Here is a 25,878-nt window from a genome sequence, read left to right as displayed (position 1 = left end):
GTTAAGGAAAGAAACTGAGTGGGGCATAATTAAAAAATTAACGTTTTGCACATCTGTTTTTAATTATATTTACATAAAACATTGAATTTTCTAATTAGGAATCGGATAATGAACGTGTTCAAGCTGTTTAGCAATCTGAATAAAGTGTGATATCCCGGTGCTCGCCAAGTTAGGCGAGTGCTGGCTGTCAAAAACGGAGGAAAATATAACGATGCGAATTAGTGCGGAAACGGAACGACAATTTTTAGAAGCAGTTTTTAAGGCCCAACGGTTTAGTGCCAAGGATGGGGCACTGCTGGCAGACACCCTGGTCGATGCAGATTTACGTGGAATCTCGTCACATGGTATCCAGCGGCTGGCTTGGTATACGCGGATGATCAAGGATCATACCTTGGAACCGACGCATCAACCGAAGATTTTGAATGAAACACCTACCAGTCTATTGATCGATGCGAACCAGAGCATGGGCCAGATTGCGTCGGCGTTTACGATGAATAAACTGATTGAAAAGACTAAGCAACTCGGTGTTTCATTAGCGGTTATCCGCAATTCGAATCACTTTGGAACGGCGGGCTATTATTCGCGCATGGCTTGCAAAGCGGGTTTGATCGGTATTTCAACGACTAATACGCGGCCGTTGGTGGTGCCGACGAATGCGACAGAAGCTTTTTTGGGTTCCAACGCATTAGCTTTTACTTTTCCAGCCGACCCGCATCCTTTCGTTTTTGACGGCGCGACTGCGGTGGTTTCAAGCGGGAAGATTCAAGTGCTGGCCAAAAAAGGTGCACAGATTCCGGGTGATTGGGCGGTTGATGAGCATCGTCAAGTCTTGCATGATGCGCAGACGGTGGAGGATAACTTGACTAAAATTGCGTTTTCTGAGAATCGTCCTGGTGGTGGGGTCCTGACCCTAGGTGGCCAGCAGGAAGTCAATTCAAATTACAAAGGCTTTGGCAACTCACTAATTATTGAGTTACTCACGGGAATTTTAGCGCAAGGGTCGCTGTCGGCTGATACGAACACCGGTAAGCATGACTTTAGTCAGTTCTTCATGACGATTAATCCCGCCTTATTTGGCGATCCCGAGGTGTTGAAGGCCAACGTGACGACTATGTTTGACCGTATTCGGCATTTGAAGCATCTACCAGGTACTAAGATCATGATACCAGGTGACCGGGAATACCGGCACTATGATGAAAATTTGGTGCAGGGCGTCAGTATTGATCCACAGACGTTGACGGAAATGCAGCAAGTTGGTGCTGAATTTGGAGTGGCAGTCCCCGCAGCCTTGAAAGCGTAGTTTGGTGTAGTTGCGGCAATTATTGTGACTAAAATGGGGATCACATAAACTGATGATAGTGTGGCTGGAATCTGCTCTGGATGCTGGCGACACTATTTTTGGTTATCACGATTATGTGCGGTGGTGAAGACCAGCTAGCTGGTTGGGAATAGATGGCGGTTCAGACAATTGACGAGCGGCGACGGTTAGTTATACGGAACATTGTTGAAATTGTAATCGAAAATAACCGTTTGTCAGTCGTTCGTTGTGAGAAGTTTAGCGTTGGAGTGCGGCTTTTAGATTTTAATGATTTGCCTGGCGGTGGATTATAAGTTAAGTCAGTGCAAGCTACTGGCTAAAAATATTTTCAGAAAGTGGCAGGGAACCATTTTAATATCTGTAAAATGATTTGACACGCAAACTTGCTGATTTACCAGTATTTATTAGCAGTTAGCGAGGATGATGACGACTAGCAAATCGAGGGTGGACCAACATGTTTTTGTTGATTAATAGAAAAAGTTTGCAAAAACCATTTGACAATTCTATTGATTAGCCGTATATTTTAAGTCAGCAAATACACATTATAAATTAAGGAGATTTTAATCATGACGATTAATACCAATTTACAATTGAATTCGTATTATTATTACTGGTTTACTTAGTGCCTTGGCATCCACTGCGAGGCACGCCCTCGCAACGGATGTGACCAGTAAATTTTGGAATGATTAAAATTTATGGAAAAGTCATATCAGTGTTGTGAACAACCACTGTGTGACTTTTCTGCTTCTGAGTAGCGGTGTTTTTCGGGCACCCTGCGAAGAATTAGTGGACTCACAGTTGGTGTAACTGTGAGTCTTTTTTATTAGCCAAAATGAGAGGGAGCGAAGTTAATGCAAGCATTTGATGAAATTGATGAATTAGCGGTGAATAATCTACGAGTACTGAGTGCGGAAATGATTGAACGGGCCGGTTCTGGTCATCCAGGATTGCCACTCGGCGCGGCTCCAATGATGTGGGCACTGTGGAGCCGACAATTACGGGTCGATCCACAGCAGTCTCAATGGGCTAATCGCGATCGCTTTGTCTTATCAGCCGGACACGGGTCGGCGTTGTTGTACAGTCTGCTACATGTGAGTGGCTTCAACGTGACAATGGGCGAGTTACAACGTTTTCGTCAATTCGGCAGTCACACGCCAGGCCACCCTGAACTGGGAATCGTGGATGGTGTGGAAGCCACGACCGGTCCACTGGGACAGGGGTTAGGGATGGCGGTGGGCATGGCCCTGGCTGAACGGCAACTAGCGGCTCAGTTCTCCGAGGCACCGCAGTTGGTGGATCACTATACTTATGCGTTAGTCGGTGATGGTGATTTGATGGAAGGCGTCTCCCACGAAGCCGCCAGCTTTGCCGGTAATCAACAATTGCAAAAATTAATTGTATTGTACGACGATAACGCTGTTTCGCTTGATGGCCCCACCAGCCGGTCGTTTCGTACCGATGTGAACCAGCACTTCGCTAGTTATGGTTGGGATACACAAACGGTAGGTGATGGCAATGATTTAACGGCGATTAATGCCGCCATTGAGCGTGCCAAACACAGTTCACGTCCAAGCCTGATCGCTGTTAAAACGACGATTGGATTTGGCGCACCACAAGCGGGTACGAATGCGGTGCATGGCAATCCGTTGGGAACGGCCGGTTTAACTAGTTTGCGGCAACAATTAGGGTGGCAAGCCGCGCCATTTACGGTAATGCCGGCCGTTGCTAAACGCGCACAGCAACTAATCTTGCAACGTGGTCAGCGTGCACATTGCCGGTGGCAGTCACAACGAGAGGCTTTACCACAAGCCGTACAACACCGTTTCGAACAACAGCTCAGTATGCGTCTGCCAGTTGACTTAGCCACCAGTTTACCGATCTTTGATGAAGGCGCCCAAGCTTCGCGGATCACGAGTCATACCGTCATTCAGAAGCTAGCTGCTCAGTTACCAGGATTAGTCGGGGGCGCGGCTGATTTAGCCAGTTCGAATAAGACGACCATTGAGCAGGATCAATTGTCGACTCCGGTGACCCCGGATCAGCGCAACGTTGCCTTTGGTGTCCGGGAGTTTGGTATGGGCACCATTTTGAATGGGATGACTTTACACGGTGGCTTGCGGGTCTTTGGTGGCACCTTCCTTGTCTTTTCCGATTACACGCGTGCGGCTATTCGATTGGCGGCGATGATGAAGTTACCAGTCACTTACGTTTTCACGCATGACTCGATTGCAGTCGGCGAGGACGGTCCGACTCATCAGCCAATTGAACAGCTAATGAGTTTACGATTGATTCCGAATCTAACGGTGATCCGGCCCGCTGACCCGAATGAAACGGTCGCAGCTTGGTGGCAAGCCATCAACGCGACGGATCATCCAACCGTGCTCGTCTTGACCCGTCAGAATTTGGCAGTGCTATCCGGATCTAAGACTAAGGCCATGACTGGTGTGGCTCGTGGCGGTTATGTTCTCTCACCGCAGCGTGGCCGCCAGCCAATGGGAATCTTGATTGCAAGCGGGTCAGAAGTTGCTTTAGCTCTTCAGGCCCAGGCGAAACTAGCTACGTTAGGTGAAGATGTCAGTGTCGTTTCAATGCCGTCGATGGAAAACTTTGCGCGCCAATCAACGAATTACCAAGCTCAGGTCTTGCCACCTCAAATTCGGCGGCGAGTTGCAGTCGAAATGGGCGCAACATCTGGCTGGGAACGTTACGTTGGGTTAGATGGGGCGGTACTAGGCTTGGACCACTTTGGCGCCAGTGGAGCGGCCGACCAAGTATTAGCCGCTAACCAGTTCACGGTAGCAGACCTAGTGCGGACGTATCAACAAACGCACGTGGATCTTGGTCAACAATTGCGAGTCATTTAGAAAGGAAGTTAGTTAAAGCATGATTGATGGGCAAACGGCACTCTTTGGATTTATCGCGCACCCCGCACGGCACAGTCGCTCACCGCGAATGCATAATTTGAGTTTTGACTACTGGGGGCTAAATGCGCGCTACTTGGCGTTTGATGTGGCACCGGATGGATTGGCTGATACGCTTGCTGGAATTCGTAGCATGGGTATCGCGGGGGTGAACCTTTCAATGCCATTCAAACAAGCCGTTGTACCGCTACTAGATGGTTTGACAGTGCGAGCGCAACGGATTCAAGCGGTCAATACGATTAAGAATGAAGCTGGCAAGCTGATTGGTGACAGCACGGACGGCGCTGGAGTTTTTCAGGATCTCTTACATCAAGGTCTGAACTTGGTTGATAAGCACGTCATGGTTTTAGGCGCGGGAGGCGCAGGTAAGGCAATCATTGCGGCGGCTTTAGATTATGGTGTCGCGAGTGTAACGGTCTTTAAACGCAACAACGTACGCTACGCCGGTGTTCAGCACTGGTTGGAGCAACTCAGTACCACGACTTCGGTACCACTCCGGCTCTGTGCCTATGAAGATCAAGTACGGATGCAGCAAGTTGCTCGTACCAGCGATTTGATCATTAACGCGACCAATATCGGCATGACGACTGCTGGAACGCCATTACCAATCTCAATTATCCAGCAATTAGTCCCACAACAGACGGTCTATGATATGATTTACCAACCGCTTGAAACGACTTTTTTGCGCTTAGCGCGTCAGCAGGGGTGCGCCACATATAATGGCTTGGGGATGTTAATTTGGCAAGGTGCCTTGGCTTTTGAGTTTTGGACTGGTAAGCAGATGCCAGTTCAACAGGTCCGCCAAGATATGTTAGCCAGTATTCAAGCGACTCCGCCGATTACGGCGCAGGCTTAGGCCTTAACTTTTGAGAATTGATTAGTAGGAGGAAATTATTATGATTATTATATTAAAACCAGCAACCGCTACGGCTATGCAGGCAAAGTTAGTGAGTCAATTTGGTGCGGATCACGAGATCTTCACGCACAATAATCGAATTGCAATTCAAGGATTGCGTCCAGAAGCACTTCCTGCGGATGTGCAAGCAGCCAGTGAATCAATCTTGACGGCAGTTCCCGCAGCGGTCCAAAGCAGCCGTCTCTTTCACCCAGAAGATACGATTATTAAGACGCCACACAGTGTGATTGGCGGTAATCAATTCGTCATGATGGCTGGCCCGTGTTCAGTCGAAAGCGCTGAACACGTGGACCAGATGGCCGCGGTTGCCAAGCAGGGTGGTGCGACGATTGTTCGTGGCGGAGCATTCAAGCCACGGACGTCACCTTACAGCTTCCAAGGCCTCGGGGAGACGGGACTCCAATACTTACGGACGGCGGCTGATAAACATGGCCTTGATATGATTACCGAAGTGATGGATGATGAACACGTGGCGATGGTGGCGAAATACACGGATATTTTTCAAATTGGTGCACGCAATATGCAAAATTTCTCGTTGCTTAAAGCCGTTGGACAGACCCAAATTCCGGTTGCATTAAAGCGAGGAATGTCGGCAACAATCGACGATGTGCTCAATGCAGCTGAATACATTGCAGCTGGTGGTAATCATCAGATCATGCTTTTGGAGCGGGAAATTCGAACGTTTGATAATAAGTACACACGCAACACGTTTGACTTAGGTGCAGTGCCAGTCTTGCAATCGTTGACACATTACCCAGTCATCGTTGATCCGAGTCACGCGGTCGGTACCTGGGAACTCGTGACCCCGATGGCGATGGCAGGTGTAGCAGCTGGCGCCAGTGGCATGATCGTTGAAATTCATGACCAGCCAACGCAAGCTTTATCCGATGGGCCGCAAGCGTTAAAACCCGCGACGTACTTAAAAATGGCGCAACAGGCTTTCCAGTTACATGATCTGATGCAAACGTGGGCGTAGGATGTGCCTATGACAAACATTGAAGTCAAGACGCGAGTTAAACAGTATCAGATCAAGATCATGATTGACAGTTTACATCATCTAGGAACGTTGGTAACTAAGGTATGGTGTGCCCGTCAAGTAGCGGTGGTAACGGATACCAATGTGGGCCCGTACTATGCGAAGCTGGTAACTGATGAACTGACGGCGGCTGGATTCAAGGTGCGTGTGATGACGGTTCCAGCCGGTGAGGCGAGCAAAAGTTGGTCACAAGTCCAGTCGTTAATCGATCAGCTGAGTGCCGCCCATTTTAGCCGCAGTGACGGTGTCATCGCTCTTGGTGGCGGGGTGGTTGGTGACTTAGCAGGGTTTGTCGCTTCGATTTATATGCGCGGTATTGCCTTGATTCAAGTACCGACATCATTATTAGCGCAAGTCGATAGTTCGGTGGGCGGTAAGACCGCGATTGACTTACCAACTGGCAAAAACTTAGTGGGCAGTTTTTACCAACCAGATTTAGTCGTCATTGATCCGGCAATTCTGGTGACGTTACCGCCGCGGATGCTCGCAGAAGGTTATGGCGAAATCGTTAAGTGCGCAGCATTAGTTGGCGGTGATTTTTGGCAATCCTTGCAGCAAATTACCAGTGTGGCAGCGATTTTACCAGCAGCACCAGATTTAATTGCAGCTAGTGTGGCGTTCAAAGCGCGCGTCGTTATGGCGGATGAACATGAACAGGGTCAGCGGCAATTATTGAATTTTGGTCATACGATTGGTCACGCAGTCGAACTATTGGCTGACGGTCAACTAATGCATGGGGAAGCGGTAGCGATTGGTCTAGTACAGGTTTGTCGGTTGTTTGCAGCACATGGGTTAGCGCCGACTAGTTTAACGTCGACGCTCAAGGCACGCTTAATGGCGGTAGGGTTGCCCACGGAATTACCGCCGATAGCGCCGCAAGCCGTGGCCGCAGTGATGCAACACGACAAAAAAGTGCACGGTACAGCGCTGACCTGGGTCTACTTATCGGCGGTTGGGCAACCCCACCTGTATCCCATAGCGGTCACGGACTTGGCGACTTGGATGGGTGACTTGTGGTCGGTGTCGTGATTAGACGTAAGTTTACAATATGCTTCAGTTCGACACATGACGGTTAGCCGGGTGGGATCTGAAAATTTGAGGGAGCATCAGAACTTTTGACGTCCAGGTTCTGATGGACTTACATGGTAGATTAACAATCGGCTTTCCAAGTAATAGTTGGAAAGCCGATTGTTATTGGTTAGGGCGTGATGTTTGTATGATCAAGTCGTTAGTCAGGAGTAAGTTCACATTGTGCGCGTTAATTTTCATGAAGCATGCATTAAAATATGCCAGTCTTGAGTTTAAAAAGCCAGTTTAGGGTCACCGGCAAAAGTTCTGATTTGCGTAAACTTGCTCGGCTAGATCGTCCTTCCCCCAGAAATGGGCACTCAGCCCGGAGTCGGGAAATACGTGAATGAGTGTCTGAACCTGTCAAATGGTATAGTTGAAAAACAACTAGTTTACCAATAGCCTAAAAGTTTCATCCAGAGTGTGCCACCAACGCCTCATACTAATAGATAGAAACCACCAAGGCACAGATTCAGACGCCACCATTCGGACTGCGTTATGTAACCTGATCCGAACATAATCGAGGCGGGACCGTTGGCGTAATGGGTGGTCGAACTGAAAATGGCACCGTCAAAGCCTAATAGTAGGGCTGCTAGCATTGGGGGGGCGCCGGCTGAAATTGCCACACCCAAGAAGGCGCCGTACATGGCGGAGACGTGAGCAGTGGCGCCGGCAAACAGGTAGTGGCTGTAAAAGTAAACGAGCATCAAAGCTGCCAAGACCCATAGCCAACTGATTCCTTGCAGGGCCTGGCCCATAGTTTGTGAAAGCCATGGAATAAAGCCAAGACTGTTCAGTTTGCCAGCCATAAAAATAAGAATTGAAAACCAAACGAGTGTGTTCCAAGCCCCAGTTTCATGTAATAAGTCGTCAACGGATAATACACCGGTTAATAAGAGCAAAGTGACGGCTATGAAGGCCACTAAGGTCGCGTCTAGCCCAGTGAGACTAGCTGAGATCCAAAGAAAGAGGGCCAACATAAAAATACCGCCCATGAGTTTTTCGGCCAAAGTCATGGCCCCCATCTGCTCAAGTTCGTTGGCAGCCCACGCATGCGCGTTGGGTGTATCCTTAATTTCTGGCGGATAGAGCCAATAAATAATAGCTGGAACGCTAATTAAGCAAATAAGACCAGGTAATAGAGCGGCGAGTAACCAGTCCATCCATGTGATGTGAATCTGCATTGCTTGGGCCAAGGCCACGGCAACGAGATTTGGTGCCATCGCGGTCATGAATAAGCCACTGGTGGCAATATTACCATGGAAAGCTGACATAATGAGAAAACTACCAACCTTACGCTGCGTACCGTTTTGTGGGTCAGAGCCGTATGCTTTAGCTAAAGATTCAATAATTGGGAAGACGATTCCACCGACGCGGGCGGTATTGCTAGGCGTGGCCGGACTAGTGACGAGATCGACACCAATCAGCGCGTAGGCTAATCCAAGGGTCTTTTTACCAAATAATTTGACGAAGACCAGCGCGACTCGTCGCCCTAGCCCCGTTTTTACGAAGCCTCGTGATAGGAAGTAAGCCATTGCAATCATCCAAACCGTGTTATCACCAAAGCCGGCCATGGCATCCGTCATCGAGGTAACACCAAGTAAGACACCAAGTGTGAGACCAATAATTGCGACACCGGCAATAGGTAACGGCTGGGTAATGCAACCAATGATAGTGCCAACAAAGAGAGCCAGCATGTGCCATGCTAATAGACTGAGCCCCGCGGGACGAAATGGCGCGCTCAGCCAAATAATCAAACCAATTATCAGCGGCCATGTAAGTTGCTGGTAGTTGACGGATTGTAATTTGGTCATCGAAAACGACCACCTTTCTAGTCAAACGTTAAAATCGTCTCACGGTGACTGCTGAAACTAGTCAGCAAATGATGCTAATCCGGACACGATTTCTAAATTAGAATTAATGCAACCCTAATGTCATTTTTGCTGCCCGTGACATTTTATCAAGCGACCAGGCCGGTTCCCAGACAAGGTTGATGAGTATCTGATCGATACCCGCGACGGTCATTAATGCGTTTTTGATATGGTCATTCAAATAGCCTGTCAGTGGACAGCCCATGATGGTCAGTGTCATGGTAACGGTGCAGAGCTTTAGGTCAGCATCGTAAGCAACATCGTAGATCAAACCGAGGTCAACAATGTTCACACCAAGTTCAGGATCAATCACGGTATTCAGAGCGGCTAAAGCTTGGGTTTTTAAAGTAGATTGTGTATCCATACTAATCATGAGAAAGACTCCTTTAGACCAACAGCCTAAGCAGGGTGATCCGCTTAGGCTGTTAATGGTCGGTTATTTAATGAATTTAACTTGTTCGTTGATTTTTTTAATCTCAGCTTCTTTACGTTCGTTGAAGATGACCTTGTTCTTTTCAAACAAGTTGTCGCCATTCGTATCGATGGAGACAATTAACGGACCGAAGTCTTTGACCTCACACGCCCAGAGTGTTTCGGGCATTCCGAGGTCTTTCCACTGGGCATCAACAATCTTATTGACGTGCAGGGCGGCATAAACAGCATTGCCAGCGGGGTAAACGAGGTGTAAGGCGTGATATTTCTTGCAGGCCCGTTCGGTTCCCGGTCCCATGCCGCCTTTACCAACGATTAGTTTGACACGGGTTTGTTTTACGAATTCTTCTTCAAATTTTTCCATCCGCATACTAGTCGTTGGCCCGACTGCGACCATTTCGTACTTGTCATGGCCGAGATCTTTAATGATCGGGCCAGCGTGGAGAATTGCTCGGTCTGTCACGTTAACGGGTAGGGGACGATGTTCTTCGACGAGCCGCCGATGGGCAACGTCCCGACAGGTTGTTAGTGAGCCATTCAAGTAGACGATGTCGCCGATACGAATGTCCTTAATATCGTCATCAGAAATTGGGGTGGTTAAGTGGTAAGTTTTCATGATAATTCGACTCCTTTGTTCAGTGGTAAGTCATAGTTTAGATCTGCGTCAAAGTTGATAAGTCCGCGCCGGTGTGACCAGCAGCCGGTACTAACAGCGACGCCAATTGTTGATGGGTGTCGGGCGGTATTCTCGACATTGACACCCATTACTGACTTTTGACCGCCAAACCCCTGTGGTCCCAGGCCAATGTGATTGATGCCGTCTTCTAATAAGTGTTCGAGTTTGGCAGCATTAGCGTTTGGATTTTCACTATCGACGCGCCGCATTAAAGCTAATTTAGAATTAAGCGCAGCCGTTTCAACGGATGTGGCGACGCCGACACCGACGAGTAAAGGTGGGCAAGCGTTAATGCCGTAGCTCGTCATGCGATCCATCACGAAACGGACGACGCCTTCGTAACCTTCACCAGGCATCAGGACTTTGGCAGCCCCGGGTAATGTGCAGCCACCGCCGGCCATGTACACGTACATTGAGATGTCAGTGCCATTACCATCAACTTGCAGAAAAATCGAGGGGATGCCGTCACCAATGTTCATACCGGTATTGTATTCGTCAAATGTCTGAACAGCATTATGTCGGAGTGGCGCTTTTTTTGTCCCACGATAAACGGCGTCTTTCAAAATTTGATTGAGTTCGCCTAATAGTGGGAACTGCGCGCCGCATTTAATGAAGAATTGTAACGCACCGGTATCTTGGCAACTTGGGCGTTTAAGTTTATTGGCAAGTAATTGGTTTTCCATCATCGTGTCGTAGACGAGCTTTTGGAGTGGATCGACTTCGATCTTACTGAGTTCTTCGAGTTTGGCAGTCACATCATCTGGTAGTCGATGACTGATGAGCGCAATATAATCGGCCAAAATGTCGCGCATCCGTTGGCCCTTAGTTGATAATGTTGGTTCGGTATAGTCGTATGTCATTGTATCCATGCTGGTTTCCTCCTATCAATTTACAGCTACATTGTAAGTAACTGTGTGATACAAAACTAACCGCTACTCGCCGAGTTATGCCAGGTATTGGATTGTGAAAGTGATGGTAAGCGGACAGGTAGCCGGTTAAAAATGACAAAAAAATACCAAGGCCTTCTGACGAGTGATGCCGTCGTACCTTGGTATGACCCAATATTTGATCAAAATATCGGTAAGTTCAGTTGTTCGTAATCACAAAAATTGTTATGCCATTAATTATTGATTAAGCAATGTTTTTAATTGCGCGATCTTTTGTTTGAGTGCCTGATATTCTTGAAAATGTAGTTTATACATGCAACTTTCACAAGCACTGAGTTGATCAGTACTTGTGAGTTGGGCCCAGTGCTTGAGTTGCTTTTGGACAATGGTAGTTTGTGTGGGAGTGAGCGGTTGCTTGAACTGGTCATATTCAGGACGTTGCCCGTGTGACAAATGTTGACGGTAACTGGAAGGTGTCTGACCAAAATGCTTCTTAAACATTAGATTGAAGGACTTGACCTCCTGAAACCCATTGGCTAAGGCTAGATCGGCGACTCTTGTGGTTGGGTTTTCCAGATCGTAGATGGCGTGTTGTAGTCGGCAGCGGGTTAGATATTCGTAAAAATTCAGGCCGAGTTCCGCTTTGAAGATGCGTGAGAGATAGGCTGGTGAATAGTGACTGATTTTTGCCGCTTCGTTTAAGGTAATTGGTCGATCGTAAGCCTGGTTAATGTAATCAATGACCCGGTTTAGTGAACTCTGCGTCTTGGGTTGGGGATAAGTCATCGTGATTCCAGTATCAAAGAAATCGTGATGTAGCAGGTTCGTCAATTGAAAGTACAGGGCGTTCAAGTCAAAAATTGGCCAGTCCTGCTGATGTAATCCTAGATAGAGTTGTGCCAGAATTTGGCGAATCGTTTGGTAGTCACGGTGTTGGGGCGTCGTCACGCTGTTGAGTAGAAAAGCACCTGAACTGAGGTCGATGCCCTGACTAGTGTAGAAATCGGGCAGAATATGTAAACGGAGCGCGATACATTCTGGGGTCAAGGCAAAGGTGGCATGGCCGCGATTGGCATTGATCAAGATGAGGTCATTTGCGTGTAATTGATGACGCGTCCCGTCAACATTCACTTCGACGGTACCTTGCAATAACCATAAGAGTTCGATTTGCGGATGCCAGTTGTAGTGGTAACTACCAATCATGTATGTTAATAAGTCAAATTGGACGGTTGGAGTGGATTGAAAATGCTGACTAGGTATCATGACAGTGTCCTCCTTAGGAATAACTTTGATTAGCTCTAGCTTACACGTTCAGAAGATGCTTGAACAGCAGTCGACAAAAGAATACAAAGAAAAATGACAAAAATTGACTAGTATCAGTTATGATGGAAATATAAGTAATGGTAACTGAATGTTGGTTGTGGTCACGCTTAATCAAGACTGAAAGTGACCCAGGCACATCATCGTTGTTAGACTAAGGATGAAATGGTGGAGAAATAGTGGATACGAAGATAATTGTCAATCATGCGCTACGAGCGCTTTTATACGAAGTGACGGTCAACCCTAAGCCCGGGCTGGTCGACCCGTTGTCGGCGGGTCCCCATCCAGACATGAACGCTTTTATGTTTATTGATAGTGCTTTGAGTCTAGCCCCCTACTTTAATGCTTGTGCAGCGGCGGGCGTCGCGTATACGGCTGTCGATTTGACGGGTTTGTTCAAGCAAATTCGGGGCATTGGTGTTCAAGCGGAACAAACCATGTTTGCGGCGACCAAGGGCGTGAATACCCATAAAGGGGCGGTGTTCTCACTGGGCGTGCTAGTGACAGCGGCGGCGTATCAGTTGCAGCACCCCGACGTCGACTTAGCAACGATTGTGCGCACAATGCTGGCGGGGTTAACGGCAAATGATTTTAATGATTTAAACACGAAGGATCCAACGACCTTAACTGCTGGAGAACGTCAATACTTAACATATGGCATCAAGGGAATTCGTGGTGAAGCCGAGGCGGGTTATCCGACCGTGATGCAAGTGGCACTACCCGCATTGAGGCGTAGTCGTGGCACGATTAATCAGCGGTTATTAGACACACTGATGGCGATTGTCCAGGCGACGGTCGATACCAATCTGGTAAAACGGGCACACGACCCACACGTCATTGACTGGGTCCACGACCAAGCACACCGCTACTTCGATTTAGGGGGAAGCCGCAGTGAAGCTGGAATGGCGTTTTTACGCGAATTGAATCAGATTTTTGTCGACCATAACTATAGTTTAGGTGGCTCGGCCGATTTGTTGATTTTGACGATTTTTATTGGATTTCAGACAGATATATTAGCTTAATAATGAGTGTCGTGATTGTAGGTGACGACACTTTTTTAATACCAAATATTAATGGAAATTAAATGACGATTGCAATGCTTAGTTGATGAGTGGTCAGTGCTTTTTAGTGGTGATGGCATCGAAAGTCGTTTCAGTAGGTTCTGGATTAAGCTTTTAGTATGTTGGTTGTAACGCCTTGGTTAAGCAAAAATAGTATTAGAATGAACGAAAATTTAATACCGATTATAAAAAAGTTAACTGTACCTAACAATTATTTGCATTAGCGTTAATTATCAGTTATGCTTATGACGATGTAGAAAACCGACTACCGCGATGAACGGAGGAAATGTGATGTTAAAAGTACAAAACCTCACCGTGGCATACAGTGACACACCAGTCTTTACTGATGTTGCCGTTAACTTTAACGCCGGCAAAATTACTGGAATCATTGGTCCCAACGGTGCGGGAAAATCAACGATGATCAAAGCAATGCTTGGTCTGATCAAATCCCAAACGGGAACCGTCGAATATGAAGGTCGTGCGCTAAAACAATTTCAAAAACAGATTGCATATGTCGAGCAACGTAAAGATCTCGACTTAACCTTTCCAATCAATGTTTTTGACGTCGTTTTGACTGGGACCTATGGCAAACTCGGACTTTTCCGCGAACCAAGCAAGGCGGATCGTCAGCGTTGCCAAGATGCACTTGAGCAACTTGAGTTAGCTGATTTAGCACAGCGCCAAATTAGTCAGCTTTCTGGAGGACAATTACAACGGGTCTTTGTGGCTCGAGCCTTAGTCCAAGAAGCCGATATCATTATTCTTGATGAACCTTTCGTCGGCATTGATTTACAGAGTGAGACGGCTATCATGACGATCTTGCATCAGTGGCGTGATGCCGGCAAAATGATTATTGTCGTGCATCATGATTTGAACAAAGTTTCACGTTACTTTGATGATCTCGTGATTTTAAATCACGGTATCGTTGATTATGGTCCCGTGGACGCGGTCTACACACCCGCAAACATTGAACGGACGTTTAGTGCTGATCTTTCGGCCGTCCTGTTTACGAAGGAGAAAACGCGATGATGCAATCAATTACGACCTTTATGGCTGCTTTGGGGAAGTATGATTTCTTACAAAGTGCGCTAATTACGGCTATTATGGTCGGGGTCATGTCAGGAATTATTGGTAGTTTTATTATTTTACGGGGCATGTCGATGATGGGCGATGCCATCTCGCATGCCGTTTTACCTGGTGTTGCGGTAGCTTATATGCTCGGTATCAACGTCCTAATTGGTGCTTCGGTTTTTGGAATTCTAGCCGCTAGCTTGATCGGATTCGTTGCGAGCCGTAGTAAGATTAAGACTGACACCTCAATTGGGATTGTCTTCAGTGCGTTTTACGCACTCGGTTTTATCCTAATTTCATTAGCTGAAAGTTCGACGAACTTGCACCACATCTTATTCGGTAACATCCTCGCTGTGAGTGATACTGATATGATGACGACGACGGTCGTGTTAGGACTAGTGATTTTATTCGTGGTCTTCTTCTACAAGGAATTACTGATTACGTCATTTGATCCGACCTTTGCGAAGACTTATGGTCTCAAGGTCCAACTGTTACATTACGCGTTAATGCTGGTCTTAACGCTAGTGACCGTTTCAGCGCTACAAACCGTCGGGATCATTTTAGTGGTCGCGATGTTGATTACACCGGCTGCGACGGCCTTTCTATGGACAGAACGACTGGCAGTCATGCTTGGACTGTCAGCCTTAATTGGGGTCTTGTCCTCAGTGGTGGGCTTATATCTCAGCTACACGTTGAACTGGGCTTCTGGTCCGGCCATCGTGCTAGTAGCGGCTATTTTCTTCGGTATTTCTTTCATCATCTCACCTAAGCAGGCCTTGTTGCCGACGCTTTGGAAAGGGCAAGCAGCAGCGCGACGGGTGACAGCATGAAAACGAAATTAATTGCACTGATTGGAGTCATCGCGATGGTTACCGGGATGGCAGTATTTCTGAATCAACGCCAGCAAAGTGCCAAAGCGACGACCACTAGTGCCAAAATCCGGGTCGTAAGTACGAACTCGATTCTAGATGATATGGTGAAAAATGTGGGTGGGCAGTACGTCCAAAATTACAGTATTGTGAAGCGCGGCACTGACCTGCATGAGTATGAACCACGGCCCACTGATATTGCGGCAACTGCCGAAGCTGACGTGATTTTTTATAATGGCTTAAACCTTGAAACTGGCGGTAATGGCTGGTTTAAAAAGTTAGTGACGGCTTCCAAAAAGGACTTTGACCACGATGTTTTTGCGGCCAGTAAGGGAATTAAGGTCAAATATTTAACGACGAACGTTAATGAGCCGGACCCCCATGCTTGGTTAGATCTCGCCAACGGGATTCAATATGTCAAGAACATCAACCGGACGTTGCAGGCCAAGGATCCTAAGCACGCCGCTGTTTATCAAAAGAATACGGATCGCTACGTGGCAAAACTAACAAAACTGCATGAGAGCGCTCAAACCAAATTCAAGCAGATCCCGACGAGTCAACGATTATTAGTGACATCCGAAGGCGCCTTTAAGTATTTCTCGGCGGCCTACCATGTGCCCGCTGCTTATATTTGGGAAGTGAATACGGAATCGCAAGGCACGCCAGCTCAGATGCGGACGGCGTTGAAGAAAATTGAAGGAACCCAGGTTCGAAGTTTGTTTGTCGAATCATCCGTATCACCGAAATCGATGAATAAGCTTTCACAGGAGACGGGAATCCCCGTTGCTAGTACGATTTTTACCGATTCGCTGGCAGCTAAAGGCAAGCCGGGTGATACGTACTACTCAATGTTGAAGTGGAATCTTGATAAGATTTATGCTGGGCTGACTCGGTCGTAGTACTTGGGCCTATAATTCGGTTGTGTTGATGTCATGTGATATAAGTTTGTTCTAAAAAGGACCGTGGAAGTTAAATCTTCCACGGTCCTTTCTTTATTTTGAACTGCTAGTTTAGTCTTCCGATTCGAATGACAATTCCGTCATTGATAGTTCCAGATCATCAAGTACGTCGTTTTCACTCAGAAATTGTTCCCAGGCAGCCGGTGTTTGTTCGCGGGTATGGGGGACGATTTTATCATGAATATTGGCAATCACATCATCGAGCATCTTATCCGCTTGCCGGGCGATTTCAGCATCGTTATAGCGGCGTGCTGGCGCCCGGTCCTCATTTTTTCGATTCAGAAAATCGGTTGCTTTCTCCATAAAAATGGTAATAACTTGGGAGTTGTTTGCGAGATAGTCTTTTAAAGTTTCATTATCCAATGTATTAGTCCTCTCTAGTTTGAGTCGTACTTCTAATATACCACGCTAATCAGGTTTTAACTGTTTCAAGATCGGTTGGCGGGTAAAAAGTTTTGTAACTTGCGCAGATGTTTCGAATTGACGCCAATCAGGCAATTTAAACGCAGGATTGTAACCGCTTACGAAAATGATTTCACAAGCCGACACTTTAGAAATAGTTCACAATCAAAATAATTTTAAATGCTGCTACGCAGGCGTTTTAAACAACAATTATATTTAAATTTTTCAAAAAAATAATTTATTTTTAAAAAATTAGCAAAAATGAAAGCATTTGCGTTATAATACTTGTGAGTTAAGTAACTAAGTAGTTGGAACCACATGTGCAGCACACATTTTTGATGAAAGAAGGATATTGACATGGATAAGAAGCAACGCAAAGTCGTAATTGTTGGTGATGGCTCGGTGGGTTCATCATTTGCCTTTTCATTGGTCCAAAATTGCGCCCTAGATGAACTCGTTATCGTTGACTTGGTTAAAACGCACGCAGAGGGGGACGTTAAGGATTTGGAAGATGTTGCCGCCTTTACGAATGCGACCAACATTCATACCGGTGAATATGTGGATGCGCGTGATGCTGACATCGTTGTCATTACGGCTGGTGTGCCTCGTAAGCCTGGTGAGAGTCGTTTAGATTTGATTAACCGCAATACGAAGATTCTGGAATCCATCGTCAAACCAGTGGTTGCGAGTGGTTTTAATGGTTGCTTCGTTATCTCAAGTAATCCCGTCGATATTTTGACTTCGATGACGCAACGTTTATCCGGTTTTCCACGGCATCGGGTCATTGGTACCGGGACTTCCTTGGATACGGCGCGGTTACGGGTCGCCTTGGCTCAGAAGTTGAATGTTGCCACCACTGCAGTTGATGCTGCGGTACTTGGAGAACATGGTGATAGTTCCATCGTTAATTTTGATGAAATTATGATCAATGCTCAGCCCTTAAAGACGGTCACAACGGTCGATGATCAGTTCAAAGCTGAAATCGAGCAAGCTGTTCGTGGTAAAGGTGGTCAAATCATTAGTCAGAAGGGGGCCACGTTCTATGGGGTCGCCGTTAGTTTGATGCAAATCTGCCGAGCAATTTTGAACGATGAAAATGCTGAGTTGATTGTCTCCGCCGCTTTGTCTGGTCAATATGGCATTAACGATTTGTACTTGGGGTCACCCGCCATTATTAATCGCAACGGGCTCCAAAAAGTGATCGAAGCTGAGCTATCAGATGATGAGCGTGCCCGGATGCAACATTTCGCAGCCAAGATGCTGACCATGATGAATGTGGCATCATAAAAATGATGAGTAAGTATGAGGAGGAATTGAGATGACACTAAATAAGGTCAAGTATCGTGATTTTATTGCACCGTTATTGGTGGGCCTGATCATTTGGTTAAGTAGTCCTATCAAACCAGCCAGTGTTTCGATGAACGCATGGCATATTCTGGCAATTTTTGTGGCAACCATTATTGGTTGTATTACGCGGCCGTTACCAATCGCCGGGGTCGCAATCATTGGGTTGACACTAACCGTGTTATTGGGCATCGTGCCTATGGATACAGCGGTTGCCGGATTTGGGAGCAGTACGGTATGGATGATTGCGATGGCGTATTTTATGTCACGTGGTTTCATCAATACTGGTTTAGGTCGACGTGTCGCGTTGGTATTTGTACGGCTGTTTGGGAAACGAACGTTGGGTTTGGCATACGCACTGATTGGCGTCGATTTAGTAACAGCACCCGCAACGCCAAGTAATACGGCCCGTGCTGGTGGGATTGTTTATCCAATCATTCAGTCGTTAGCTGAAACGTTTGGCTCTGATCCCAAGGATGGCACACAAAGTAAAATCGGTTCATTCTTAGTGTTCGCAGAATTTCACGGTGATTTAATCACCAGTACGATGTTCATGACGGCGATGGCGCCTAACTTAGTTGCTGTCACGTTAGCCAAGAGTTTACACATCACGTTATCGTGGATGCAATGGTTCTTAGCCGGGATTGTCCCAGGACTTATTTGTTTATTGGTTGTGCCATATTTAATTTATAAAATGTATCCACCAGAAATTAAAGATACGCCCAATGCCAAGCAATGGGCGGATGATGAGCTGGCAAAGATGGGTAAGATGAGTCTTCCAGAAAAAATCATGGGTGGCGTCTTCTTGCTAGCCTTAGTCTTATGGATGTTATCCAGCTTTATCGGTCTCGAAGCTTCATTAGTTGCCTTTATGGCCGTCTCCTTGCTACTCGTTGCTGGGGTTCTATCGGTAGATGACGTGCTACACGAAACTGGTGCTTGGAATACCTTGGTGTGGTTCTCAATTTTGATCTTCATGGCTAATGAGTTGAACAAACTCGGCTTTATTCCATGGTTGTCTGGCGCGATTGGTGGTGCCTTGAAAGGCTTCAGTTGGGGCATTGTTTTAGCGGCACTCGTCTTGTTCTACTTCTACAGTCACTACTTGTTTGCTAGTGGGACTGCCCACGTTTCCGCAATGTACGGTGCCTTACTTGGGGTCGCGGTTTCCGCGGGAGCGCCAGCAACCTTTGCTGCACTGATACTTGGCTTTACTGGTTCGATCTTCGCTTCGACGACGCATTATGCGAACGGCCCGGCGAGTGTTCTCTTCGGTTCTGGATATGTTACTCAGGGAAAATGGTGGCAGTTAAACTTTATTTTAGGTCTCTTCTACCTAGTCGTTTGGGGTGGCATTGGCGCCCTCTGGATGAAAGTGATTGGTATTTGGTAGTCTGATTTTAAGCATAAAAACAGGTACCAAGCTGCCGGCAACGGTCAGCGTTGGTACCTGTTTTCGAAGAAGCGGATTATTTGGATAGTGGTGTGGCTTGATCTTCTTGGAGAACCCGATTCGCGACGGCTTCATCAATGATGATGTCAGTGAGTAATTGTCCGCGGAGGGCGCCAAGTAAGGCTTCGCTCTTGAACTTACTTTTGATGATGCCGAAACGACGCGGCACTTTGAGAATGGCGGGCATTTTAGCGCCAAAGAGTTTGTCGTGGTCGGCGTTCAGAATGTGACCATTGATGTCGTATGGCCGACCGTATAACAGGCCGACCACCGCCTGCGGATCAGCGCCACCCAGAATGGCTTGGCGATGTTGATGCCAGACGGGAATCGAGTCAATGGATGCTAAGGTGCCAATTCCGGCAAATAGCATGTCCATTCGGTCAAAGTTACTGATGGCCGGTGTAATGGCTGGTTCTTGAGCCAATGCTTGGTGTGCTTGATCATTAAACAAGTAGAGTGGTGCCGGGATGGTGACGTACTGTGCGCCGAACTTAGCGGCGGCTTTTTGAACCAACGGTGTTGAGCCGTTCGCTGCGTTCGTTTTCAGGTTATCACCCATAAACTGGGTGAACAGTAAGTCATCACGAGTGCTCGTTTGAAAATTATCGATGACGCTAAGGACAGTGCCACCCCATGCCACCCCAATCACGTTACTTTGAATAATCTGGCGCTGGATTGTTTCGGCGGCAAACTCGATTACGTGGCGTTCATCGTCACTCGTGGTATCCGCGTCTTTGATAATATAAATATGTTCAATTGGAAAACGATGCTTAAATTTAGCCTCCAGCTCACTATTTCGTTCGATGGGGGTGTTAATGTTAATTTTGACTAGGCCGGTTGCCATGGCTTCGTCTAAGTATTTTGAAATTAGATAACGACTGACTTGGTATTTCTTTGAAATTTCAGCGATGTTGATTTTGGATAAGTAATAATCATGTGCAATTCCAATCAACAGGCGGCGATGATTCATATCGTCCATATCGATGACCTCTTTATCAACCTAAGATTTAAAATTTTAAAACTCGTTTATAATATTTTAAGTTTATTATACCAGAAAAGCTGACTTTTTAAAAATTATAAAAATCCAATCTAAATTTGATGTTTTTAAAAAATGGTCGTACACTGGGGATAACAAAGTGAACGGTATTATTTTGAGAAGAGAAGGCAGATATTGATGGTAGAACAAGATGAGATTTTAAAGTTGCACGCCGCCCATACGGGGGTTTTGGACATTCATTCAGACCTTGCAGTGACCGATAAGGCTGATTTAGGTAAAGCATATACACCTGGTGTTGCGGTGATTTCCAAGCTGATTGCGGCGCATCCGGAATTAAAGGCAAAATACACGATGAGTGGTAAATTAGTAGCGTTGATCACGGATGGGTCAGCAGTACTGGGCCTCGGCAATATTGGTCCCGCGGGTGGTTTGCCGGTCGTAGAAGGTAAGGCACTCCTATACAAGAACCTCGCAGGGATTAATGCGATTCCGCTGGCGTTAAATCAGGTCAGCGTGCCAGCAATGGTGGCGACAATCAAAAACATGTCGCTCTCATTTGCGGGCATTCATCTGGAAGATATTACGGCGCCTAAGTGTTTTGAACTAGAAGCGGCCTTGAAAGATGAGCTTGATATTCCGGTTTATCATGACGATCAGGAAGGCACCGCAATTGTCGTGTTGGCGGGACTGATCAATGCCGCTCACGTAGTCGGTAAGTCCTTACGGCAGATGCGCATCGTTGTCAACGGCGTCGGCGCATCCGGGTTAGCTACAGCTCGGTTATTAGCAGCGGTCGGTGTCAAACAACTGACCTTGGTCGATGTTTACGGGGTCGTTACAGCGGATGATCAGCGGTACAACCAGTATCAACGGAATCTTGCCAAACAGTTGGGAACACCTGCACAACTAAAGGGGCAACCACTGGCGAAGGTCATGGCCGACCAGGACGTCTTCATTGGCTTGTCAGACGCCAACGTCTTATCAGCAGGGGCCGTCCACTTGATGAATCATGATCCAATCGTCTTTGCACTCGCTAATCCAGTGCCAGACATCAATCCAGCAGTAGCTGAGAAGGCTGGGGCCACAGTCATTGCAACAGGTTCTAGCCAGTATCCAAACCAGGTCAATAATATTCTGGCTTTCCCGGGGCTCTTCAAGGGCTTACTCACAAATGGGGTCAAGCAAGTTGATAATGCGTTGCAGATCCAAGTGGCTCAGGCTTTGGCTAAGACCGTGTCGAACCCAACTGCGACGACGATTGTGCCGAGCGTCTTTGATTCACAAGTGGTACCGAACGTGACGGCGGCCGTTGCAGCGTACGCGCAAGCACAGCATTAATCATAGGAGGTTGTCTGATGGCAGCACAAGTTGTTGAAATGCAATTAAATAATCCGCACGAGCATGCCCAGTGGCAACAATTCTTAACGTCATTAGGGATTACTAATTTTAGCCCGCAAGAGGTTGAACATATTGATGTGACCTTAGGATTGATCGAGGATGGCCAACTTGTTGGGACCGGATCGTTAGCTGGCAACGTGCTTAAATATGTGGGTGTCTGTAATAAGAATAGTCAGCCGGGGGCCCGGTTTAATCAAATCGTGAGTGCACTGGTCAATCGGCTGTTTCAAGCACAGATCTTTCATATGATGGTATTTACCAAGGCCAAGTATTCAGCGAGTTTTCAACACGTAGGCTTTAAAGAATTAGCTCATTCGGATGAAGCGGCCGTATTAGAAAACGGCGCACCGGATATGACGGATTTTGTCAAACAGTTGCCGATGATTCCCAACCAAGCACAACAGCGTGTCAGCGCGATTGTCATGAATGCGAACCCGTTTACGCGGGGACACCGCTATTTAGTGGAACAAGCCGCGGCGGTCAGTGATTTAGTTTACGTCTTCGTCGTTGCGACAGATGCGAGTCTATTCCGTACGGCCGAGCGCGTTAAGCTGGTTCAACAAGGGACAGCCGACTTGGCCAACGTTCGGGTCGTCAGCGGGCAGGACTATCTCGTGAGTGCAGCGACCTTTCCAGCCTACTTCTTGGATTCAGCGGCGAGCGCAATTGAGGCGCAGACGACGTTGGACGCCCGGATCTTTAAGCAGCAACTTGCACCAGCACTGCACATTACGACCCGGTTCGTTGGTAGTGAACCGACGTCGCGGACGACTGCGATTTATAACCGAGTTTTGCAGCGTGAATTACCACCGGCAGTTGCTGTACGAGTGATATCGCGAACGACGGTGGCTAATCAACCAATTTCGGCGCGGACTGTTCGGCAACGGATTCAAAGCGGCAACTTAACTGAGTTAAACCAACTGGTACCGGCAACAACGGCCCAGTTTATAAAAAATAACCTAACAACATTACAAGCGCGAATTCAGAAAGGAATGAAAATTGATGGAAATTAAGACAACGGCAGTCGCCGGAACCTTGGAATCATCTGATATTCAAATTATGTTAATGGCGGGAGACAACGGCATTCAAATCGACCTTGAATCAGATGTTATCAAACAGTTCGGGGCACAAATAAAGCACGTGATCACGACGACGCTTCAACAATTGAATATCGATAATGTGAAGGTGCGCGCTGTCGATAAAGGGGCGTTGGACTGCGTCATTAAAGCGCGGACTATTACGGCAGCACAACGGGCGTTAGAAACCACGACACCAGCATGGGAGGTATTATAATGGCTGAAAATGAAGAACGCTTACGGCGGACAATGATGTTTGTACCTGGTAATAATCCAGCCATGGTGAAGGATGCCGGGATTTACGGTGCGGACTCGATCATGTTTGACTTGGAAGATGCCGTCTCAATGGCTGAAAAGGACGCGGCCCGGGTGCTGGTTTACGAAGCGTTAAAAACGCAGGACTATGGCAAGGCTGAATTGGTCGTCCGGATCAATGGCTTAGACACCAAGTATTACGCTGATGATGTCAAAGCGATGGTCAAGGCTGGTATTGACGTTATCCGTTTACCAAAAGTCGAATCGGCTGCCATGATTCAAACGTTGGAAAAGGATGTCGCGGCAGCTGAAGCTGAATTTGATATTCCAGTCGGTACGACTCATTTGATGGCCGCAATTGAAAGCGCTAAGGGCGTGCTTAATGCCCCGGCAATCGCGGCAGCCTCGGATCGAATGATTGGGATTGCCTTGTCAGCAGAAGATTATACGACGGACATGAAGACCCACCGTTATCCTGATGGCGCGGAACTGGAATTTGCCCGTAACATGGTGCTTCATGCTGCTCGTGCCGCTGGAATCGCCGCGTTCGATACGGTCTTTACAAACATGGCCGATCCCGATGGCTTCTACCGTGAGACGCGGCATATTCATCAATTAGGATTTGACGGTAAATCATTGGTCAACCCTCGACAGATTGCAATGGTCAATTCAGTCTATGAACCAACCAAGGATGAAGTTATTAAGGCCCAAAAAGTCATCGCCGCGATTGAGGAAGCCCGGATCAAGGGTTCTGGTGTTATTTCCATGAATGGCCAAATGGTAGACCGGCCCGTTGTTTTGCGGGCTCAACGTGTGATGAGCTTAGCCAAAGTTTCCAACTTACTCGACGAGGAGGGCAATTACATTGAAAAATAGTGTAGACCGCGAATTACCAGCAGAATTAATGACGAAGTTAAATTACCAAGGTTTTGAGTCAACTGAAATCGGACATCCTGAAATTCAACGGGTGGCCCCCAAAGTTCACGTTTCAACAGGGGACAACAAAGTCGTTGATTCCGTTGCTGACGTGGTAAAAGCCACTGTCAAAGATGGTATGACGATTTCATTTCACCACCATTTTCGTAATGGGGATTTCGTCTTCAATCAAGTGATGCGGGCCATTATTGATGCCGGTATTAAAGATTTGACCTTGGCGCCATCCTCCTTAACGGGCGTGATGAACGATATGGTGATCGAAGCAATTAAGGCCGGAACGATTACGAATATTACTAGCTCGGGGATGCGGGGCTCTCTTGGGGACTTCGTTTCACACGGTGGTTTAAAGAACCCCGTAATCTTCCGTTCTCATGGTAATCGGGCCCGGGCCATTGAACATGGTGATATTAAAATTGATGTCGCCTTTCTAGGTGTGCCGAATGCTGACCGACTAGGAAATGCGAACGGGATGGCTGGTAAAGCAGTCTTTGGTTCCTTAGGTTACGCCCTGATGGATGCGCAATACGCCAACCAAGTTGTCTTATTGACCGATAATATTGTGGCTTATCCAAATACACCGGCCTCAATTAAACAGACACAAGTCGATTACGTCGTGCAAGTCGACCAAGTTGGTGACCCTGACAAGATTGGTTCAGGTGCGACGCGCTTCACCAAGGACCCAAAGGAATTGAAGATTGCCCAGACCGTTAATGATGTGATCGTGAACTCACCATACTTTAAAAACGGCTTCTCATTCCAAACTGGTTCCGGCGGTGCTGCGTTGGCTGTCACTCGGTACTTGCGGCAAGCAATGCTCGATAATCAAATCAAAGCATCGTTTGCACTTGGTGGTATTACGAAACCAACCACTGATTTGCTCGAAGAAGGGTTAGTTGATAAAGTCATGGATGTTCAAGACTTTGACAAAGGGGCGGCAGCATCGATGCACGCCAATCCTAATCAACAAGAAATTGACGCATCATGGTACGCTGACCCTGATAATAAAGGAGCGATGGTTGATCAATTGGATGTTGCCATTCTGAGTGCGTTGGAAATTGATACGCACTTCAATGTCAACGTCATGTCCGGTTCGGATGGCGTGATTCGTGGCGCCATTGGTGGACATCAAGACGCGGCTACGGCCAAACTGACCATTATCTCTGCACCACTTGTCCGTGGTCGGTTAGCGACGATTGTGCCAGAAGTAACAACCGTTGTAACGCCGGGGGACTCCATTGACGTTGTTGTGACGGAATACGGGATTGCAATCAACCCGCGGCGTCAAGACCTAGTTAAAGCACTCAGTCATGTCCCAGGTGTGCCGGTCTATACGATTGAAGAATTACAACAATTAGCCGAAAAGAAAGTCGGCCAACCCCAACCACTTGAATTTACAGATCGCACCGTTGCCTTGATTGAATATCGCGATGGCACGATTATTGATACGATTAAAGCGGTGAAGGACTAAAGTATATTGATGACAAAAATGACCTTGCTTGGCAAATTGCTAGCTAGGTCATTTTTTGTATGACGAATTGTCAAATCAAGCGCAACTTTGTCCCGAAGAAAACTTCAAATGGACTCTTCCAGCCTAAGACCTTACGTGGTCGGT

General features: G+C 47.1%; 23 protein-coding genes. 16 read left to right on the top strand and 7 right to left on the bottom strand.

Annotated features, from left to right (window positions below):
- Nucleotides 1-211: 211 nt before the first annotated feature.
- From ACOV1R_RS07385 to aroB, 5 genes are all read left to right on the top strand, one after another.
- On the top strand, nucleotides 212-1,300 hold the full coding sequence (locus tag ACOV1R_RS07385) for an Ldh family oxidoreductase (RefSeq protein ID WP_011101250.1): 1,089 nt from the start codon (nucleotides 212-214) through the stop codon (nucleotides 1,298-1,300).
- A gap of 869 nt (nucleotides 1,301-2,169) precedes the next feature.
- Nucleotides 2,170-4,182 carry a transketolase gene (tkt, locus tag ACOV1R_RS07380; protein ID WP_015380005.1) on the top strand — a complete coding sequence of 671 codons (2,013 nt, stop codon included), beginning with the start codon at nucleotides 2,170-2,172 and terminating at the stop codon, nucleotides 4,180-4,182.
- A 19-nt stretch (nucleotides 4,183-4,201) separates the two neighbouring features.
- Nucleotides 4,202-5,095: a shikimate dehydrogenase gene (gene aroE / locus ACOV1R_RS07375; protein ID WP_015380006.1), complete on the top strand. Its 894-nt coding sequence runs from the start codon at nucleotides 4,202-4,204 to the stop codon at nucleotides 5,093-5,095.
- A gap of 40 nt (nucleotides 5,096-5,135) precedes the next feature.
- Nucleotides 5,136-6,131: a 3-deoxy-7-phosphoheptulonate synthase gene (gene aroF / locus ACOV1R_RS07370; protein ID WP_128485059.1), complete on the top strand. Its 996-nt coding sequence runs from the start codon at nucleotides 5,136-5,138 to the stop codon at nucleotides 6,129-6,131.
- Between the two features lie 9 nt (nucleotides 6,132-6,140).
- Entirely contained in the window at nucleotides 6,141-7,220 is a 1,080-nt protein-coding gene (gene aroB, locus ACOV1R_RS07365; RefSeq protein WP_015380007.1) for a 3-dehydroquinate synthase, read from the top strand.
- 476 nt (nucleotides 7,221-7,696) lie between these two features.
- Here the strand turns inward: aroB and ACOV1R_RS07360 are convergent, their stop codons facing one another.
- The 5 genes from ACOV1R_RS07360 to ACOV1R_RS07340 form a co-directional block, all read right to left on the bottom strand.
- Nucleotides 7,697-9,073: a DASS family sodium-coupled anion symporter gene (locus ACOV1R_RS07360; RefSeq protein ID WP_054518980.1), complete on the bottom strand. Its 1,377-nt coding sequence runs from the start codon at nucleotides 9,071-9,073 to the stop codon at nucleotides 7,697-7,699.
- 103 nt (nucleotides 9,074-9,176) lie between these two features.
- Nucleotides 9,177-9,503: a metal-sulfur cluster assembly factor gene (locus tag ACOV1R_RS07355; RefSeq protein ID WP_015380009.1), complete on the bottom strand. Its 327-nt coding sequence runs from the start codon at nucleotides 9,501-9,503 to the stop codon at nucleotides 9,177-9,179.
- A gap of 63 nt (nucleotides 9,504-9,566) precedes the next feature.
- On the bottom strand, nucleotides 9,567-10,178 hold the full coding sequence (ttdB, locus tag ACOV1R_RS07350; RefSeq protein WP_003596657.1) for a L(+)-tartrate dehydratase subunit beta: 612 nt from the start codon (nucleotides 10,176-10,178) through the stop codon (nucleotides 9,567-9,569).
- Entirely contained in the window at nucleotides 10,175-11,107 is a 933-nt protein-coding gene (ttdA, locus tag ACOV1R_RS07345; protein WP_003641291.1) for a L(+)-tartrate dehydratase subunit alpha, read from the bottom strand. The genes ttdB and ttdA overlap by 4 nt, the downstream gene beginning before the upstream one ends.
- Before the next feature lie 255 nt (nucleotides 11,108-11,362).
- Complete coding sequence (locus tag ACOV1R_RS07340) at nucleotides 11,363-12,388, bottom strand: helix-turn-helix transcriptional regulator (RefSeq protein WP_015380011.1); 1,026 nt, start codon at nucleotides 12,386-12,388, stop codon at nucleotides 11,363-11,365.
- Between the two features lie 236 nt (nucleotides 12,389-12,624).
- On the opposite strand from ACOV1R_RS07340, the gene ACOV1R_RS07335 reads away from it, so the two are divergent.
- From ACOV1R_RS07335 to ACOV1R_RS07320, 4 genes are all read left to right on the top strand, one after another.
- Nucleotides 12,625-13,467, top strand: coding sequence for a triphosphoribosyl-dephospho-CoA synthase (locus ACOV1R_RS07335; RefSeq protein ID WP_015380012.1), 843 nt, complete (start codon nucleotides 12,625-12,627; stop codon nucleotides 13,465-13,467).
- Between the two features lie 330 nt (nucleotides 13,468-13,797).
- Complete coding sequence (locus tag ACOV1R_RS07330; RefSeq protein WP_054518981.1) at nucleotides 13,798-14,535, top strand: metal ABC transporter ATP-binding protein; 738 nt, start codon at nucleotides 13,798-13,800, stop codon at nucleotides 14,533-14,535.
- On the top strand, nucleotides 14,535-15,407 hold the full coding sequence (locus ACOV1R_RS07325; protein ID WP_016511596.1) for a metal ABC transporter permease: 873 nt from the start codon (nucleotides 14,535-14,537) through the stop codon (nucleotides 15,405-15,407). Before ACOV1R_RS07330 ends, ACOV1R_RS07325 begins: the two co-directional genes overlap by 1 nt.
- On the top strand, nucleotides 15,404-16,345 hold the full coding sequence (locus tag ACOV1R_RS07320; RefSeq protein ID WP_097558184.1) for a metal ABC transporter solute-binding protein, Zn/Mn family: 942 nt from the start codon (nucleotides 15,404-15,406) through the stop codon (nucleotides 16,343-16,345). Before ACOV1R_RS07325 ends, ACOV1R_RS07320 begins: the two co-directional genes overlap by 4 nt.
- Before the next feature lie 111 nt (nucleotides 16,346-16,456).
- Here the strand turns inward: ACOV1R_RS07320 and ACOV1R_RS07315 are convergent, their stop codons facing one another.
- Nucleotides 16,457-16,768: a hypothetical protein gene (locus tag ACOV1R_RS07315; RefSeq protein WP_003641297.1), complete on the bottom strand. Its 312-nt coding sequence runs from the start codon at nucleotides 16,766-16,768 to the stop codon at nucleotides 16,457-16,459.
- 396 nt (nucleotides 16,769-17,164) lie between these two features.
- On the opposite strand from ACOV1R_RS07315, the gene ACOV1R_RS07310 reads away from it, so the two are divergent.
- A complete protein-coding gene (locus ACOV1R_RS07310) occupies nucleotides 17,165-18,094 on the top strand; it encodes an L-lactate dehydrogenase (RefSeq protein WP_128485058.1) in 930 nt (309 codons plus the stop codon).
- A gap of 31 nt (nucleotides 18,095-18,125) precedes the next feature.
- Nucleotides 18,126-19,544 carry an anion permease gene (locus ACOV1R_RS07305; protein ID WP_003641299.1) on the top strand — a complete coding sequence of 473 codons (1,419 nt, stop codon included), beginning with the start codon at nucleotides 18,126-18,128 and terminating at the stop codon, nucleotides 19,542-19,544.
- Between the two features lie 76 nt (nucleotides 19,545-19,620).
- Here ACOV1R_RS07305 and ACOV1R_RS07300 read toward each other — a convergent pair whose 3' ends face one another.
- On the bottom strand, nucleotides 19,621-20,583 hold the full coding sequence (locus ACOV1R_RS07300; RefSeq protein WP_003641300.1) for a sugar-binding transcriptional regulator: 963 nt from the start codon (nucleotides 20,581-20,583) through the stop codon (nucleotides 19,621-19,623).
- 195 nt (nucleotides 20,584-20,778) lie between these two features.
- Between ACOV1R_RS07300 and ACOV1R_RS07295 the strand changes: the two genes are divergently transcribed.
- Genes ACOV1R_RS07295 through citF form a run of 5 tightly spaced genes read left to right on the top strand, consistent with a single transcriptional unit; the run spans nucleotide 20,779 to nucleotide 25,734 of the window.
- A complete protein-coding gene (locus ACOV1R_RS07295; RefSeq protein ID WP_054518982.1) occupies nucleotides 20,779-21,939 on the top strand; it encodes an NAD(P)-dependent malic enzyme in 1,161 nt (386 codons plus the stop codon).
- Between the two features lie 17 nt (nucleotides 21,940-21,956).
- Nucleotides 21,957-23,012: a [citrate (pro-3S)-lyase] ligase gene (gene citC / locus ACOV1R_RS07290; RefSeq protein WP_003645518.1), complete on the top strand. Its 1,056-nt coding sequence runs from the start codon at nucleotides 21,957-21,959 to the stop codon at nucleotides 23,010-23,012.
- Entirely contained in the window at nucleotides 23,002-23,292 is a 291-nt protein-coding gene (citD, locus tag ACOV1R_RS07285; RefSeq protein ID WP_003641303.1) for a citrate lyase acyl carrier protein, read from the top strand. Before citC ends, citD begins: the two co-directional genes overlap by 11 nt.
- Entirely contained in the window at nucleotides 23,292-24,206 is a 915-nt protein-coding gene (gene citE / locus ACOV1R_RS07280; protein WP_003645519.1) for a citrate (pro-3S)-lyase subunit beta, read from the top strand. The genes citD and citE overlap by 1 nt, the downstream gene beginning before the upstream one ends.
- A complete protein-coding gene (citF, locus tag ACOV1R_RS07275) occupies nucleotides 24,196-25,734 on the top strand; it encodes a citrate lyase subunit alpha (RefSeq protein ID WP_003641305.1) in 1,539 nt (512 codons plus the stop codon). Before citE ends, citF begins: the two co-directional genes overlap by 11 nt.
- Nucleotides 25,735-25,878 lie beyond the last annotated feature (144 nt).

This window comes from Lactiplantibacillus sp. YT640, from assembly GCF_049745435.1.
GTDB classification, from domain to species: domain Bacteria; phylum Bacillota; class Bacilli; order Lactobacillales; family Lactobacillaceae; genus Lactiplantibacillus; species Lactiplantibacillus plantarum.
Note: the sequence above shows the minus strand (reverse complement) of the source record. Positions and strands in the feature narration are given on the sequence as shown.